This is a genomic window from Paracoccus sp. FO-3 (genome assembly GCF_006386455.1).
GTDB classification, from domain to species: domain Bacteria; phylum Pseudomonadota; class Alphaproteobacteria; order Rhodobacterales; family Rhodobacteraceae; genus Paracoccus; species Paracoccus versutus.
Map to the genome: position 1 here is coordinate 1 of NZ_VCBQ01000107.1, position 16,283 is coordinate 16,283.

General features: G+C 62.8%; 15 protein-coding genes and 1 pseudogene. 9 read left to right on the forward strand and 7 right to left on the reverse strand.

Annotated features, from left to right (window positions below; translation table 11 throughout):
• Positions 1 to 284 (forward strand): hypothetical protein (locus FE811_RS27620; protein ID WP_181180924.1); only part of this gene is annotated, 284 nt, incomplete at its 5' end.
• Between the two features lie 122 nt (positions 285 to 406).
• Here FE811_RS27620 and cas6e read toward each other — a convergent pair.
• The 6 genes and pseudogenes from cas6e to FE811_RS21715 form a co-directional block, all read right to left on the reverse strand.
• Complete coding sequence (gene cas6e / locus FE811_RS21690) at positions 407 to 1,141, reverse strand: type I-E CRISPR-associated protein Cas6/Cse3/CasE (protein WP_140848789.1); 735 nt, start codon at positions 1,139 to 1,141, stop codon at positions 407 to 409.
• Complete coding sequence (gene cas5e, locus FE811_RS21695) at positions 1,138 to 1,842, reverse strand: type I-E CRISPR-associated protein Cas5/CasD (protein ID WP_166436164.1); 705 nt, start codon at positions 1,840 to 1,842, stop codon at positions 1,138 to 1,140. Before cas5e ends, cas6e begins: the two co-directional genes overlap by 4 nt.
• Positions 1,835 to 2,938, reverse strand: coding sequence for a type I-E CRISPR-associated protein Cas7/Cse4/CasC (gene cas7e / locus FE811_RS21700; RefSeq protein ID WP_116171367.1), 1,104 nt, complete (start codon positions 2,936 to 2,938; stop codon positions 1,835 to 1,837). Before cas7e ends, cas5e begins: the two co-directional genes overlap by 8 nt.
• Positions 2,935 to 3,456, reverse strand: a complete 522-nt coding sequence (gene casB, locus FE811_RS21705) for a type I-E CRISPR-associated protein Cse2/CasB (protein ID WP_116171368.1) — start codon at positions 3,454 to 3,456, stop codon at positions 2,935 to 2,937. Before casB ends, cas7e begins: the two co-directional genes overlap by 4 nt.
• Positions 3,453 to 5,024, reverse strand: a complete 1,572-nt coding sequence (casA, locus tag FE811_RS21710; protein ID WP_140848791.1) for a type I-E CRISPR-associated protein Cse1/CasA — start codon at positions 5,022 to 5,024, stop codon at positions 3,453 to 3,455. The genes casB and casA overlap by 4 nt, the downstream gene beginning before the upstream one ends.
• A 610-nt stretch (positions 5,025 to 5,634) precedes the next feature.
• Positions 5,635 to 6,215: pseudogene (locus FE811_RS21715) on the reverse strand (IS5 family transposase); the annotation flags it as partial.
• Between the two features lie 45 nt (positions 6,216 to 6,260).
• On the opposite strand from FE811_RS21715, the gene FE811_RS21720 reads away from it, so the two are divergent.
• The 3 genes from FE811_RS21720 to FE811_RS27625 all read left to right on the forward strand — a co-directional run bounded on the left by FE811_RS21720 (position 6,261) and on the right by FE811_RS27625 (position 11,614).
• A complete protein-coding gene (locus FE811_RS21720) occupies positions 6,261 to 7,193 on the forward strand; it encodes an IS5 family transposase (RefSeq protein WP_140848794.1) in 933 nt (310 codons plus the stop codon).
• 547 nt (positions 7,194 to 7,740) lie between these two features.
• A complete protein-coding gene (locus FE811_RS21725) occupies positions 7,741 to 11,058 on the forward strand; it encodes a hypothetical protein (RefSeq protein WP_140848796.1) in 3,318 nt (1,105 codons plus the stop codon).
• A 379-nt stretch (positions 11,059 to 11,437) separates the two neighbouring features.
• On the forward strand, positions 11,438 to 11,614 hold the full coding sequence (locus tag FE811_RS27625) for a hypothetical protein (RefSeq protein ID WP_167521726.1): 177 nt from the start codon (positions 11,438 to 11,440) through the stop codon (positions 11,612 to 11,614).
• 24 nt (positions 11,615 to 11,638) lie between these two features.
• On the opposite strand, the gene FE811_RS21730 is transcribed toward FE811_RS27625, so the two are convergent.
• Complete coding sequence (locus tag FE811_RS21730; RefSeq protein ID WP_140848798.1) at positions 11,639 to 11,950, reverse strand: hypothetical protein; 312 nt, start codon at positions 11,948 to 11,950, stop codon at positions 11,639 to 11,641.
• A 705-nt stretch (positions 11,951 to 12,655) separates the two neighbouring features.
• On the opposite strand from FE811_RS21730, the gene FE811_RS27630 reads away from it, so the two are divergent.
• The 5 genes from FE811_RS27630 to FE811_RS21755 all read left to right on the forward strand — a co-directional run bounded on the left by FE811_RS27630 (position 12,656) and on the right by FE811_RS21755 (position 16,179).
• Positions 12,656 to 13,054, forward strand: coding sequence for a DUF3768 domain-containing protein (locus FE811_RS27630; protein ID WP_181180925.1), 399 nt, complete (start codon positions 12,656 to 12,658; stop codon positions 13,052 to 13,054).
• 253 nt (positions 13,055 to 13,307) lie between these two features.
• Complete coding sequence (locus tag FE811_RS21740; RefSeq protein ID WP_140848803.1) at positions 13,308 to 15,128, forward strand: ParB/RepB/Spo0J family partition protein; 1,821 nt, start codon at positions 13,308 to 13,310, stop codon at positions 15,126 to 15,128.
• A gap of 47 nt (positions 15,129 to 15,175) precedes the next feature.
• A complete protein-coding gene (locus FE811_RS21745) occupies positions 15,176 to 15,610 on the forward strand; it encodes a hypothetical protein (protein ID WP_140848805.1) in 435 nt (144 codons plus the stop codon).
• A gap of 3 nt (positions 15,611 to 15,613) precedes the next feature.
• Positions 15,614 to 15,847 carry a hypothetical protein gene (locus FE811_RS21750; RefSeq protein ID WP_140848807.1) on the forward strand — a complete coding sequence of 78 codons (234 nt, stop codon included), beginning with the start codon at positions 15,614 to 15,616 and terminating at the stop codon, positions 15,845 to 15,847.
• Positions 15,848 to 15,849: 2 nt separating this feature from the next.
• Positions 15,850 to 16,179, forward strand: a complete 330-nt coding sequence (locus FE811_RS21755) for a hypothetical protein (protein ID WP_140848809.1) — start codon at positions 15,850 to 15,852, stop codon at positions 16,177 to 16,179.
• Positions 16,180 to 16,283: the final 104 nt, after the last annotated feature.

Sequence of the window (16,283 nt, forward strand, 5' to 3'; positions counted from 1 at the left end):
TCGAGGAAAACCTGGACCAGCAGCGCCACTCCAAGTTCCACCTCGACAACCACTTGTGCCCGCAATGGGAATTCCTCGGCAAGGATGTCGAGGTCTTCAAGCTCGAGGACGGGCTCTCCGGCCCCCTGGCGGCCGTGGCCGAGCGGCTGGGCGTGACCCCGCCCCAGCAGAACCCGCATGAATTGCGCTCGGACCCGCTGGAGATCGAATGGAGCCCCGCCGACCGCATCCGCGTGCGCGACCATTACGCCCGCGATTTCGAAACCTTCGGCTACCAGCCCTGAAACAGTGGAATTTGTGATCTTGAAAGCCGTTTCTTGTTTCTCCATGATTGGCCGAAGACCAGGGAGGCGCGGTCCTTGAGCGGGATCGGCCTTGGCGGCGGCAGGCCGGGGATCGCCATGCCTTACGCCCGCCGGATCAGCATCAGCCCGCAGCCGAAGGCTTTGGCGCGGCCGAAGCCCACGGCAAGCTGCGCGAGAAAGGCGTCGGGATCGGTGACCTCCAGCCGCCCGGTCATCTCGATGACGCCGAATTGCGGCTGGCCCTTGCGGGGGCCGACATGTGCTGGCAGCGGAACGACCGAATAGTCGGCTGCAGCGAAATCCGTCACCTGGAAACCGACCACTTCGCCCTGCCGTGCCAGCCAGTCGCGGCCAGCGGTTTCGGCGGCGGCCATCCGCGCCTCGCGCCGGGCATCGCTTTCACTCCCCGAAGGCAGCGCATGAAGTGCGTCCATCACCACATCCACCCGCTGCGCACGGACATCGGGCACGGTCTTGCGCGTCCGCGTGGCGTTCGCGCGCAGGACGAAGCCCAGCCGGTCGCCCGCCCGGAGGTCGGGCGCAAAAGGCTTGACCTCGGGCGGCAGGAACAGCCCCGCGCCATCGGCGGCGGGGGGGCGAGGCGAGAGGATCAGGAAGCGCCCATTCCCCTCGGCCCGCCACAGGAAATCGCGGCGCCGGTCGGGATCGTCGGCGAACAGCGCCCAGATCAGCCGGTGATGGGCGTCCATGATCCGACCCCGCTCGGGGTCGTGCAGCCGGTCGAGCGCAGGTCCCTCGATCGGGTCGATCAGCGCCTTCAGCGCGGTGGTCGCCGGATTGCGCGCCAGCGTGACGCGAGAGAGACAAAGGCTCATGTCGCCCCCTCGGCCGCGGGCCGGTGGATGAACACGGGACGTTGCGCAAAGTGCCATTTCGCACGCTCGACCGGCAGATCGTTACGGTTGTCCGGCACATCGGCAGGACTCAGGGGCTCGTCCGAGGCGACCAGCCGCAGTGCGCCCTGATGACCAAAGGGCGGACGAGCGGCCAAGGCCAGCGCCTGCAAGGGACCTTCAGCCTTGACGATACGCGGGGCGGGGGGCGCGGCCAGAGGGCAGGACTTGCGGCCCAGATAGAGCGTGAAGACCGGCTGGCGCAGGGCCTGGGCCAGATCCTCCAGCGCGCCCGTCCAGCCGGGTCCAGGCCAGAGCGCCACGGCATAGGCGACGCCGACCCGGTAATCGCGGAGCGTGATGGTCGTGTTCGTATTGCGTCCGGCACGCGCCAGCGCCGCGGGACGGCTGTCGGGGTTGCGAGCCGCGGCGGTCGGGATGGTCTCGACCGTATGGTAGTCGCGCAACGGCACCCCGTGGTCGATCACCCCCACCGCCATGCGCAGCGCATCGAGCCAGGCAAAGCCCGCGTCGTCGCCGCGCCGGATGCCCATGGCCGCTGCGACCAGTCCGATCACAGCAGAACGGCCGGGCCATGTCAGCGAGCCGCGCCGCTCATGCCCAGCCAGTTCCCCCATGCTGCCCAGTGCGGCGCAGAGGGTGAAGACCAGATGCTCAGCCATCCACCGCCACCGTCGAGGCCGCGAAGACGGCAATTTCATCAATAGCCCTGGCGATCTCGCCCTCGGTCAGCCCCGGCTCGACACCCATGATATTGAGAACCTTCTTGCGCTCGCAAGGCTCGCCATAAGCCGTCGTCAGGCGCGCATTCATATCAACCAGCGCCCGGATCGACCCATCCAGCAAATCCTCATCCTTTACCGCCCTGAGAAAAGCGCCGGTCAAGTCGCGAGGCGCCAGTGAACCGATCTCTGCGCGCACATAGGCCGCACGAGGATGATGTCCATGACTGTTCTGCTTGCCTTTGGGCGTGGCGGTTGCCAGCGCGCGGGCCAGCGCATCCAGTCCCCTTGCCGCCAATTCGCGGTCGCCGCCAAGGTTTTCCACCAGCAGATCGGTGTTCACGCAGGCATAGAGATAATAGACGCCCGAGCCGAAGGCATGTTCGCCCAGATGCGCGCCGCCGGCATCCTCGTCGCGGGTCTTGAGATCGTCGACGGCGGTGAAGAAATCGTCCTCGAATTGCGCGCGGTGGGTGGTGATGGCATGACCGAGCTGAACGGCGGCCTCGCGATTGAAATCCGGGTTGTCGGCCAGCATGCGGCCGAACATGGCGATATCCACGGCGCCGCCGGCGCTGCGCAGGACGATCTTTGCCAGATCCTTGTCAGATGGCAGCCTCTCTCCCGCAGCAGCGCGGCGTGCGAGATCCAGAGCATGGGCGCGTTCCTCGGGCGAGATGAAGGCCAGGGTCGTGCCCTGGACCAGATCCGGGTTCTTCTTGTCCACCGGCCCGATCTTGCCAAAGACCTTGGCCACGGCCTCGGCGATCTCGCGCGCCTTGGCGGCATCGACGCCATCCTTTTCCAGCGCCTTGCGGATCACCTCGCCCAGCCGCTTGGTCCGTTCGCCCAAAGACCCGGCCAGCGCCTGCTGGAACCCGTCGGACATGCGCACCGCACGCTTGATCGACTGGCTGGAGAGGCGCAGTCGGGGCGCACCGCCATAATGCGCCTCTTTCGGGCGGCCCTGGTCGTCGCTGTTCGGGTTCGACGGAGGATAGGCGGTCAGCAGGTGGAATTGCAGAAAGGTGGTCATTCGGTCTCCTCCTCGGTGGCACCTTCGCGCGGAGGCGCAGCGCCGTAATAATCGAAACACCAACGGATGCGGGGCTTTTCGCCCCAGAACAGGATGTCCTCGGCCAGCGCCGCGACATTGCAGGCCTCGCCGATCAGCGGCAGCGCGCGGCGCAGGCCCGTCGCCAGTTCCTGCCGGTCGTCGGAACGGATCAACCGCTGGAAACGCAGGGCCGAGAGCGCCTTGGGATCGCCCTCGCCAAAGGCCTGGGCGATGCGGCGCCCCTCGTGTCGCTCGACACGGGCCAGCACCTGCGCCAGCGCGGCCAAAGTCAGCGGCTCGGCGCACCACGAAGGCGTCTCGGCCAGGCGGTCGTGCAACTCGATTACCAGACCCTCGGCCAGAACGTCGGTGATGTGATCCGCCCGCCGCAGCCTTGCCCGCAAGGCCCGCGCCTGGCCGGTGTCGTCGTCGGGGCGGAGGTGCCGCCTCCACCAGCCAAAGGCGATCTGGCCGGGATTTTTTGTCGCATCGCTCATGCGGCCGCCTTCCTGCGGGGTCGAGGTTCGAGGCCCAGCTTCAGATAGGCGTCCTTGCCGGGATTGCGCCAGCCGGCGAAGGTCGTACGCAGCCCCTCGCGCGCGTCGATCACCTGCTTTATCGCCTCGGCCCGCAGCTGGTCCAGCCCCGGCAGCGCCTGCCGGCCGAAGATCTCCAGTGCCACCCGCTCCATCGCACGGATCCAGCGCAAGGCGACTTCCACGGGCGGGGTGCCCGCCAGCAATTCGCCGAGGCCTGTCTCGAAACCGGCTTGCGTTGCCGTAAAGAATTCCTCGCGCAGCACCTCGAGCGCGCTGCCCTCGCCGGCGACAACCTTCAGCGCACCACGCAGGGCGAGGCCGAAAGCTTCCGCCGACTGGATCATGCCGATCAAGGTCAGCCCAGCCTGGTTTTCCAGGGGCAGAAGTGGTTGGCGCGACCAGGTGAAGTCCCTCGGTTTCATGTTATCCATCGCCCAACCGGCCACGATGACGCCGGCTCCCGCCCTGTCTTGAGGCAGCACCCGCCGCTCATAGCTGTCCAGGCATTGCGCACGACGACGCAGGTCTCCCTCATCCCCCGGCATCTCCGTCACCACGCCCAGCCAGTTGCGATAGCCGAAGGCGCCGGCACGAGGGTGCAGAGGCAGAAGCTCGGCACCTGCCTTCTGCCGGTAATAGGGGGTCAAGGGATGCTGCCACCCGGCATAATTGGCGCCGTAGGGCTTCTGGATCACGCCGCAGATCGTCTCCTCCCCGACCAGCCGCAGGCGACGCGGCATGCCGAAGAACGCCTCGGCCGGGTGGGCGGCGTCGGGATAGACCTCGGACCCCTTCGCCTCGGAGGTGCGGGTCGGGCACATCCAGGGCAACACCGCCGAGCCGGCGGGCAAACCATCCGGCACATTGGCCCAGACCAGATCCCAAAGGCTTCCCTTGCCCGGATCGACCAGCGTCACCATGGGCCCACCGCCGCGCATCGAAGTCCGGTTCCCTGCCCCACCCGAAGGCGCATGGGCCTGAAGCGTATAAAGCGCCATCGCCGCCAGGGCCGGGTCCAGCACGGGATAGCGGTTCCGCCGGACCATCAGGTCGGCATTGTTGCGCGCGGTATTGCCGCCCGCCGAGTCGATGAACAGCATGTCGGGCGGGTTCGGCGCGCCTTCCAGCGGATCGAAGTCCTGCAGAAAGAGCGGACCGTCCCCCATCAGGTTAAAGGCCGACGCAAGCGGAGCGAGCCGTTCACGCAGGCGCGGCGGATCCGGCTTGCGGACCCGCCAGTCCTGCGCATTGGCGGGCGGATCGGCGAGGAACACGAAGCCGACCAGCAGTTCCAGGCAGGCTATGTTCAGATCGGCGCGCGGCCAGTCGGGAAAGATGACGCCCGGCTCGGCGATCTGGTCGGGGCGGATGATGCGGGGACCGCCATCGGAGCGACGAACCGGGATCCAGGGATCGGTAATGAGATTGAAATCATTGCCACAGCTTTGTGAACTCCCGCTATGGGTGATTTTTTTTAAGACAATCATATCATTATCAGAAAATAGCCTTTCCTTGTGCCGCTTCACTGCCAATTTCTATTAGTAATCCCCGCATATGCGAGGAACAGTCGATGGTTCTTTTCGCTGACTTCGGCATAGTAGGCTCATCCCCATGCCACGGGGAACAACTGCTGCCATCCACCAAGTGCTCTGATCACTTACCCCATTTATCCTGAACGGAATCCATATAGAGCCATATTGTGTCAACCACCTTAACCCGCGGGATCAGGCTAGGGTCGTTACTTCGGTAACTTGGCCGTTCCGGTCAAGCCTTTTCTGAGGAGACACGTTGGCCGCGTGACGGCAGATTGTTCGAATCGCGCCGGGTTTGCTGGAGGCGCCAGCTCCAGAGTAAGGTGGAGCATCTGAGGTGCGCGAACACGCTGTGCGGCTTGTCCTCGACAACAAAGATCAGCATGGATCGCGCTGGCAAGCGGTGATTCCAGTAAAGACTGGGCCGTGTGAAGATGGACCGCCGCGATGTCCTGATGCTGGCCAAGCTGCACGGGGCGGGGGAGTTGACGGCGGTCCGGGTATGCGGATGCAGCCCAGGGGACGATGCGCGATCTGATCCGGGAGCGGGCCGTGGCGATACGGGTAACGAGCAAGGCGCGCTAGGGTCCAGACTCATTGAATTTCACAGCCAGAACAAGACGGTTGCGGCGAGCATGATCGCGGAGAAGAAGGTTTCCGGGCAGCGGTCGTATCGGGTGGCGACGCGCCGCCAATCCTTCAGACGGCCGAACATGATCTCGATGCGGTTGCGCCGTTTGTAGCGCCGCTTGTCGTATTTGACGGCCTTCCTGCGGGACTTTCGACCGGGGATGCAGACCTTTATCCCCCTGTCTTTCAACGCTTCTCTGAACCAATCAGCGTCGTAGCCCCTGTCAGCCAGCAGCCAACCCGCCTTCGGCAGACTGCCCAGAAGAGCCGCGGCGCCTGTGTAGTCGCTGACCTGGCCGGCCGACATGAAGAACCCGATCGGCCGCCCAGTGGCATCGGCAACGGCGTGCAGTTTGGTGTTCATGCCGCCTTTTGTCCGCCCGATCTGGCGTGCGCGCCCCCCTTTTTCACGCACAGGCTCGACGCCGTGCGGTGTGCCTTGAGATAGGTCGCATCGATCATGATCGTCTTGTGATCGGCGCTCTCAGCGGCCAGGCCGACCATGATCCGGGCGAAGACCCCGTTGTCACTCCAGCGGGCTCTGTTGCACAAATCGCGTGAAGGATTCATCTCGTGAATCCAGCATGGTAGCTGGACTGCATGAGCAGACCCACACCGCCAACCTACAGGACCAGGAACTGGCCGGCCTACAATGAAGCGCTCAAGCGCCGAGGCTCGCTCACGGTTTGGTTCGACCCCGAGATGAGCTGGGATGCCGCGCCGACAGGCAGGCGTGGCCGACAGCAGGCCTACAGCGATGCCGCCATTCAGACGTGCCTTTCGATGAAGGTTTTGTTCGGCATGGCGCTCAGGCAGACGACCGGCTTCGTCGAGAGCCTGCTGCGACTGGTTGGCCTCGACTGGTCGGTACCCAACTTCAGCACGTTGTCGCGCCGTCAGAAGTCTTTGGCCGTCAACATCCCGTATCGTGGCTCCAAGGGCCCGCTGCACCTGCTGATCGACAGCACCGGGATCAAGGTCGAAGGTGAAGGCGAATGGCACGCACGCAAGCATGGGGGCCAAAAACGCCGGGTCTGGCGGAAGATCCACCTTGGGATCGACGAGGAAACGCTGGAGATCCGAGCTGTCGAGGTCACCGGAAGTCACGTCGGTGATGCGCCGATCCTACCCGACCTTCTCGACCAAATCCCGGAGAAGCAGGAGATCGGCAGCGTCACGGCAGACGGCGCCTACGACACGCGCAAATGCCACGATGCGATTGCAGATCGCGGCGCCCATGCCGTCATCCCGCCCCGCAAGAACGCGAAGCCCTGGAAGACCATCACCGCAGGAGCCGTGGCGCGCAATGAGGCCCTGCGGGCGTCCAGGTATCTCGGCCGCGCCCTGTGGCGACGATGGAGTGGATACCACCGCCGGAGCCGCGTCGAGACGAAGATGCACTGTGTGAAACTGCTGGGCCAGCGGCTCATGGCGCGGGACTTCGACCGCCAAGTCGCCGAACTCCAGGTACGTATCGCCGTCCTGAACGGCTACACCGCGCTCGGCATACCCGTCACGGAAGCTGTGGGATAAGTCCGTCCGGGGAAAGGGGAACCTCGGCGTTCAACCGATTTGTGCAACAGAGCCTCGATGCCCTCGACGCACATTCGGCGATGAGTCGTCAGGCATTGGAGTCACAGACGATCCAGGATGGGCTGAAGGCGGCACTGATGGGGCCGGGGCGGCTTTACGAGGCACTGCGCGAGCGGGTGGCATGATGCGAGAAAAGGCAAAGCTCGGCCCCAAGCGGACGGTCGAGCACGTGTTCATGCTGCGGTGCGGCTTCCCTGAAGCGGCCGTTCGTCGCCAGTCGCAGCATTCTTAACCGTCCAACATCAGGAACCGCTTTCCAACTTGAATGACTACCTGAAGACTTCGGGCGAAGAGACTGTCGCGACGATCAGCAGGGGAACTGCTCAGGCTCCGTTCCCAACAGCCCAGCCCGAAGGGTGTGCCCACCACACACACGTAAACCCCATGGCTGGCGTTGTTCAGGAGGCCTACGGAATCCACTTTCAGGCCATATGGGCAACAACATCTACCACTTGCACGGCACATATCATACCATAAACGAGAGACCTTGACCAACCACTACATAACACTGACTTGCGTTTATGGCCGCCTGGAATCCGAGATGAACAGTTTTCCTCCGCCGTCCGAAATCATGCGGCACAACAGACCCTATCTATTCTCGGACAGCAAAACCGAGGGCGCATACATATTGGCAAGATCCGAGCTGAGTCATCATTTGGACAGCTTAACTCAGCGGAATCAGCACCAGGACTTTGAGATTTTTGCGCGAAAGCTGTGTGAGAGAGAAATTTGCCCGAACCTGCGCCCGCAGACCGGGCCGGAAGGCGGCGGCGACGGAAAGGTAGATACGGAGACTTATTCTGTAGCGCCCGAGATATCAGACCGCTGGTTTCAGGGACTGCCAAACTCAGGCGCTGAAAGGTGGGGATTTGCCTTCAGCGCGAAAGAACAATGGGCACCGAAAGTTCGGAGCGACGTCGAGGGTATGGTTGATACAGGCCGCACCTACGACAGGATCATATTCGTTACCAGCCGCGCGGCGCGATCCAAAGATCGCCTGCGGGTCGAGCACGAACTCGTCAAAAGGTTCAACATTCCCGTCACGATTCATGACAGATCATGGATCATTGACCGGGTTTTTGCGCACGATCACAAAGACCTTGCATATGAGTATCTGAAGGCTGGTCAGTATGACGAGTCGAAAATGGTGGTCGGGCCGCGCGATTTTGAACGTAGGAAGGCTCTCGATGCGCTCGAAGAACGGATCGCCAAGGGAGGGCAAAACGGCGGAGAGGTTACGCAGCGGGTCGTGGACGCTCTGGACGCAGCGCAGCTATCGAGAATGCTGGAAAGGCCGCGGATCGAGACGGCCGGAAGATTTGGCCGGGCGATAAAACTGGCAAAGAAGCATGGAACCAGACGGCAGAAGATGCAGGCAATTTATGAACGTGCCTGGACCGATCTGTGGTGGTTTGATGAAATAGACGCCATCAATGACTCCTACGAGGATATTGAAGCGCTTGCGTTTGAGGAGAACCACGCGGACGACATATCAAAGTTGTCCAATCTGTACACAGTTCTGACTGCGCGGGTTATGCAGGGTTGGGAAGGTGCTGAAGAACTTGCGATAGAGGCGCGCGGTGAACGTCTGCGAGCCAAAATTCAGGAGATCAGCGCAGACGCGTCCCGGCCAAACAACGCGCTCTACGGAAAGGCGCTTGGCCACCTGCTGGAGCTGTCGTCTGCATCCGTCAAGACAGATGTAGAGAAACTGGATGCAGTCTGGAACGGCCTATCCGAGGTTATTGACCAGGCACATGGCCTTGGAGAGTTTCCTGCTGAGATGATCGATCAAGTGATCGATGCGCTACAGCCCTTTGCTCCTGCCAACGACGCATTCGATGCTCTGGTGCTCAAGCTTGCGGAGTTCATGGGTGAAAGGGCCAAAGAGGGAAAAGCCGGAAAGATTCTCTTCCGAAGAGGCGAGCAGCGGCTCAAAGCAGAAGAACCAATTGAAGCTATTCGCTGGCTTGGTAAAGCGTCGATTTATTTCATGAAGGAGGAATACGCGGAAGAGCAGTTCGAAACGCTCTATTGCCTTTCAGTTGCCTATCGCGGCGCGGGCCTTCTGTGGGCGGCGCGCGCGACGTCACTATCGGCGTTGGTCAGAATGGTCGTCTTGTCAGACGGCACTGACGGCCCCAGGCCTGAGCTTGTTCCATCCGCAAGCCTCTACGCCATGATATCAATACAGCTCGGACGGTTTGTCGATGCGCTGAACGTGATCCTCTTGCTTAATAGCCTGCAGGAGGTTCTCCCCTTGTCAGATGAGGGCCGCGAAGGCCTCCGGAACAAGCTGCTTGAGTTTGACCGCCTTCTGATGTGTCAGATCGTCAATCTGGAAGCAGACGATCTCCGGGCGCTGTCCACTGCGCCCGACATGCTTGAGAAGCTGCATTTGTTCTCGGCCCGCATGGCGTTGATGCTTTTGCTGGGCCATGCCGAAAGCCTGAAGCAGGATGGCTCAATCCCCGAAGAGGGCTCGATAGATGAACTCAAAGAACTTGCTGAGCTGGCCGCAGTGCAGCCAGCGGCCCGAGACCTTCCCAAGCGCCTTGTAATGTACCAGGACCGCGAGTTTGAGGCCTCAGTGATCCTCCTGGGTGTAGAGGTGAAATTCACTGCGGAAGCGTCGGTGTTCGGGCACTTGCTTTGCGAGGCCCATATCGGCGCGCTCGAAGGCTTCCTGGCAACGTCTATAGAGACGGGTATGCTCGCCCACGCCTCAGAACTGTCTGTGACGGTACAGATATGCGAAGGCCTCGGTGAACCTGACATTCTTTTTGATCCGGGCTCAATGATGCTGACGGTGAAGTGGCCTGTCGAACTGGATGTCAGAGATGTTGTCCACCATCAGACGCTTTGCGATCATCTAATAGACTTTTGCGCCCGGGTTATCGACGCAATTGCTGTGGTGAATCCTGAAGAGGCCAACGGATTCATGTCGCAGCTCGTGGACGAGTTTGTTATCCAGCGCAGTATCAGCTTCAGCAATGCCTGCATTGGCAATCATCGGCTTTTCGGTGCGCACGCATCAACTATCGCAGGGCTGCAGTTCCTTTCCGAGAGGGAGTACCAGCTTAAGAGTGATGCGCCAACCCTGATGAGGGGAGCGTTTCTTGATGAGCGTAACGGAAAGGATGAGGGCTTTACGGACCCGGAGAAGATTGTCCAAAGTCATCGGGGTTATGTCGTCGAGTCCATTATTAACTTCCATCTGTGGGATAAGGCCGGATGGAACGGAATAATGTTTGCGGGTTATGGTCCGGCATATCCTCCCATGCTTGCGCTGATTTTTCGTGATGAACAAATGGCGCGCTCAATATTTTCCGGCTGGCGCGATAAATTCGGGTCGCGGGATGAGGGGGATGCCATTCGGATTGCGCTCCTGAAAGGGGTTGATGCGCAGCATCCATCATACTACCGCGCGTCGATCTCCAAGAATCTTGATCCCAAGAAAGACGGTCTGGACCCAAGCAAGAAGTTTATGCAAGCCTCGCGGATGCTGACCATGACCCCGCCAAACAGCAAGAACCTCGATACGTTTTTATCTGACTACAAGGAGAAGCAGTGCTTCATTCTTGCACCTGCAATTCTTGGGCCTGACGGTGAACCGCAGTTTTTCACTGACCTTTCGATTTTGAAGCGAATGCTCTATGTCCGGGAGGCGTGGAAGGTTGGCGTTCACGATCAAGACGGCATGGCACTTCGCAGTGACGACAACATCCTGGTGCCGGATGGGATTGAAAACCCGCCATGCTTTGAATTGATGGAATTGAAGAAGCGCCTTCGAGAGGCGAGATAAGACACTTACGCCTACCATGCGATCACCTGATTCTGCCACTCAGGCATCCGCTTCCCGCGCAAGCAAGTCATTCGTGCGGCGCGCAGCGAACGGCCGTTTCCTGCCCTTATGGACATAAGGTGACGCCCCTCGCTGTGCAGTGCATGAATGACCGCTATCCCATACACGCCGCGGGCGCCAAGCCGCACTGCCGCAAGTCAGCTTTCCGCCCATTCTTCCTCGATGCTTTCCGTAACCGCGAAGGCGAGAACCGCTGCGATAGCTGGGGTCTCCGCGCTTCTCGCCTTCGCTAACGCTGCGAGCGGTACTTCAGTGGCTCCCGGTGCCGAAGGTCATGCGACTGGGTGCCGAAGCTTAATGCAAGCCGGTGCCGATCCTGATGAGAACCAGCACCAAGGGCATCGGCTACCAGCTGGTCGACCTGACCACGGATGACGAAGCCATGAAGCAGGTCGTCGCCCTCGGCTATCGCCAGGCGCCTGTCGTCGTCGCCGGCGACACGCACTGGGCTGGCTTCCGCCCGGATCTTATCGCAGGTATCAAAGACCCTGCTTAGCCAGGCGACGGGCGCGGGCCGCTTTCACTCGCTCGCAGCCGAAAGGTTGGCCACCCGGTCGCAGACGCCTAATGTCGTCACGCTTATATAGCTTTTGCCCGCTTTCATCGCGACTTCGGCGTTATGGGTCTCGCGATCTGCTATCACCCCACATGCCCCTTTCAGCCAGTCGATCCGGCCAGCATCGAGTGGGCCCAAGTCTGTGTCTTTATAGGCTGTAACCTCTTCCACCAAACCGCGATATTGGTCCTCGGGCATATCCAGGGCAACAGTCTGCGCCATCGCCCCGCTGGCAATGAAAACAAGGGCGGCAGATACGAAGAATTTTCCGGGCATGAATTTCTCTTTCAGGTTGTTGATAAAATGGTTTCATCATCCTGGAGGATAGGGCGTCGCCCGGCAAGCCGGGCCGCGTTCTAGCTCCGGCCGGCGGCGCCGACCTCCGCCCGAGCCAGACAGGGCGATGCGACCGGCTGCGGCCGGCGCCTGTCCGTCTCGTCCCGAGCCAGCCATTCCCCTGCCGGTCCTGGTCGCCCTGCCCTGCCTGTCTCGGCCCTGCGGGTGACGCCCGGCTGACGCGAGCAGGCGGCGAGCGAGACCCCAGGTATCGAGCGACCCGCCTGCGGAAAGCTGGGGCTGAAGGTTCGTCGGAGATCCCGGCTGGCGCCGGCATCCGGTTGATCCAGGAGCCGTCCCGGGGGATCGACGCGGGCCTGGCCCGCGCTCACCCCCAGGCCGACGCCTTTCCTCTTCGTGTTGTCCGCCCAGCACCCGCCTGCCGGCCGGTCAATGGGCAAGCGCCGCGCGTGCCGCGCGTCGTCGTCCAGCCGGGCCGTGTCCTCGGCGCTTCGCGCCTGCGGGCCGCACCACCCCGGCTTCCCGACCCTTGACAGTCCGCCAGTCGGCCGCGGGCAGGGCTGCGCCCTCCCCGCTTCGCTCCGGAAAAAGCACGGGGCTTTTTCCAGATCAAACCGGAGAGGCCACGCCCATCGCGGACAGGAGCACCAAGACCCCGCCGCCATCGCAAAAGGAGGCCAGATCATGGCTCTACTCGCAACTGTTGCCCCCGATGAACGGGATGAAACTGTGACGATCATCGCCGCGCAGAACGATTGCTTCCGCCGCACCCTCGGCCATGGCGCGCAATGGAACGGCCAGCCCCTGCTGGGCATGGCAGTCACGACACCGGGCTTCCGTGCCCTGCCCGAAATCATCCAGATCGCCCTCACCAGCGAAGCGGTCAACTTCAAGGCTTTCGATGCCGAGAACGATCCCTATGGCGATCACAGCTTCGGCGTCGTGGAGATGAACGGCCATCGCGCCTTTTGGAAGGTGGACATTTACGACACCGATTACACCTTCGGCGTTTCCCTGCCGGAGGCCACCGACCCCAAACAGGTTCGTCGTGTTCTGACGCTCTATCTGCCGCCCGAACACTGACCCGAGATCGGCCCGCTTTGCTCCGGGCGGGCCGATGCTTCCCGAAACGTCAACCGGAAGGGGGTGAATTGATGAGCAAAGCAATCTTTGAAACGCGCCTCGCGGAAGCGTGGGCGCTTATCAGGAAGGGCGATCAGAATGGCATCGGCCGCCGCTTCCTGAACCAGCACGGGGTCTTCTAAGGCCCCCCGCCTCGCCCCCAAGGGGCGGGGCACCAATAACAAAATTCTCACCACACGACAAGGATCGACCCATGAAACATGAACCGATCACCAGCACGGTCGAGCAGGTGCCCTTTGCCGACCTCTATGTTTCCGAGCTGAACCCCCGCACCATTTTCGATCCGGCAGGCATCGAGGCGCTGGCCGCGAACATTCGCGCGCTTGGCCTGATCCAGAACCTCGGCGGGTTGCGCGACGAATCCGGCAAGGTCGGCATCGTCTTCGGCGGCCGCCGCTATCGCGCCCTCGCGCTCCTGCAGGACGATCCGCGTTTCGCCACCGTTCCCGTCAGGATCGCGCCGGATCAGGCAACCGCCGAGACCTGGGCGTCCAGCGAAAACCACCAGCGCGAGCAGCCGCACCCCGCAGATGAAATCCGCGAATATGCCGTCATGGCCGCGCGGGGCGTCGCGGTGCCCGCCGTCGCCCTCGCCTTCGGCGTCACCGAGGCACATGTCTATCGCCGCCTCAAGCTGGCCGGGCTGCCCGCGCCCGTGCTGGACGCGCTCAAGGTCGGTGAAATCACCCTTGCCAATGCCGCCGCCTTCACCGTCAGCGAGGACGAGGCGCAAAGCCTCGCCGTGCTGGAACGGGTGCGCGGTCAGGGCTACAGCGATCACCAGATCAAGCAGATGCTCAAGTCCGATGCGGTGCGCAACACCGACCGCCGCGCCGTGTTCGTCGGTCAGGAAGCCTATGAGGCCGAGGGCGGCCGCGTCACCACCGACCTCTTTGCCGACCAGTCCTATTTCGAGGATGAGGCCCTGCTGAACGAACTGTTCACCGCGGAGCTGGACGCCCACGCCGGCACCGTCTTGGCCGAAGGCTGGAAGTGGGCCGAGCCGATCCGGGACAGCTATGTCGGCTATTACGAGATCGAGCAACGCAAGCTGGATCGCATCTATGCGCAGGAAGGCGATCTCTCCGAAGCCGAGGCCGAGCGTTATGATGAACTGGCCGAACTGGCGCATGGCGACGTGCTCGATGACGAGGGCGAAGCCGAACTGGCCGCGCTGCAAGCCATTCTGGACGGCGGTTTCACCGACGAGCAAAAGGCCGTCTCGGGCGTCCTGTTCTATGTGGACCAGAGCGGCACACTGAAAACCCTCGAAGGGCTGGTGACGCGCGAGGACCGCGCCGGCGCCATCGAGGCCGGTTTCCTGCGCCCATCGATTCATAGCGATAGTGGCAGCGAAATCCCGAAATCGCCCATCAGCAACGCGCTGCGTGACGACCTCGGCCGGGTTGCCATGGGCGCGCGACAGCACGCCATCCTGCGCGATCCCGACCTGCTGCTGGACCTGTTGGCCTATCAGTTGAGCCACAGCCTGCAATGGCGCAAGCCGTTCGGCCTTGCCGCCGAGGCCGTGCCGAACTGGCCCACTACCGAGGCGGAAGGCTATGATCTCGACGAGCGGCTGGCGGGAAAGGAGCCGCGCGAGATGTATGGCAAGGACCTGGCCAAGTCCTTCCGGGCCTTCCGTCAGAAGGGGCAGGATCACACGCGCGGCGAGTTGATCCGCTGCCTTGCCGCCCTGTTTCGTGGCGGCGACGAGCAGCTTTCCGCCCTGATCGACAAGGCCACAGCCCCGCAAATCCGCGAAGTCTGGACCCCGACCGCCGCCAATTTCTTCAGCCGCGTCGGCGGGCCTTACCTCAACGAACTTTGGCGCGACCTGCTGGACCTGCCGGAAGATCACCCGACCGCAACAACCTTCGCCAAGCTGAAAAAGGCCGAGAAGGCCGCGAAGCTGGAAGCCCTGTTCGGTGACGATGCCACCCGCAGGGCCCACGGCGTCACCGAGGCGCAGGCCGCGCGGATCGACGCTTGGCGGCCCGAAGGTATGGAGTGACCGAGGCGCGGGGCGCGATTGCGCCCCGCCCATCGAGGGAGACAGACATGCGCTTTATCAGGTATCCCCGCCACCCATTCACCGATACCAGCCGCAAGCGCGCTGCGCTGCGCCGCAAGCAGCGCCTCGAACGCGAAGCCCTGCCCCTCTTCGCAGAACAGATCGCGGCAGCGCAGCCCGGCGAGGATGAGGTCATGCAGGCCCGCGCCGTGCAATGGGCGGAATCGCAGGCCCGAACCCGTTCCTGGCGCGCGGCCCGCTGGCGCGAGGCCCGGCGCAGGCTTGCTGCCCTGACCGCAAATGAACGCGCGGTCCTGCTGGCCGCATGGAACCGCGCGCCCTACCCCGCCGACCCCACATATCTGCTGGATTTCCTGCACGGCTATTCTGTCGGGCGCTTCACGCTGGACACAATCCCCTTCGACCAGGTGCCGCGCAACAAGCACGGGCACCGGCTGCACGAGCATCAGGAAAGGACGTAAGACATGGCCGATTTCACCATCCATCGACACCCGGTCCTCGCCGTTGCCTGCCCGGCCTGTGGCGCGGCCGCCGGCACCTGGTGCCGCCGGCCGAGCGGCCACCGCGCGGCCGATCTGCACCGCGCGCGCGGCATCGAGGCCGACCGGGTTTTCATCGACCAGCATGGCCCGGACGCCTCGATCATCCGCCTGGCGACCGGCTGGCAGGTCGATCCCCGAGGGCGAGCCAGAGATTGAACATGCCCGTGCAACCATGGAGACGCCTCGAATGGACCCTGCCCGACTGGATCGAACATGCGTGGAAGCTCGAACGCACGTTGCGATGCAGTCGGCAGCACTACGACGCCTGCAATCGCCATGTGTTGCGGTTTCCCGGCCAGCTGGTCGCGGTCGAACTGGACAAGGCCATCCTGCTGTCCCTGCGCCAGCTCATCGTTGATGGACACCCCAACCGTTTCGGCAGGCCGGGGCGGGGTTTCCGCGCCGAGGACTGGACGACCCGCGCCTTGATGGACGTGAATAATCAGCTTGCCCGGCTCGATCGCATCGAGCGCCGCAACACCCTCTGAAATATCCTTGTGGTGAGGATGACTGGCCGCCCCCTCGGGGGCGGCTCTTTTCTTTGCCCTGTCCTGGTGTTCGCCGGCGCCGTCGCCCTGGCAAGCCAGAACGC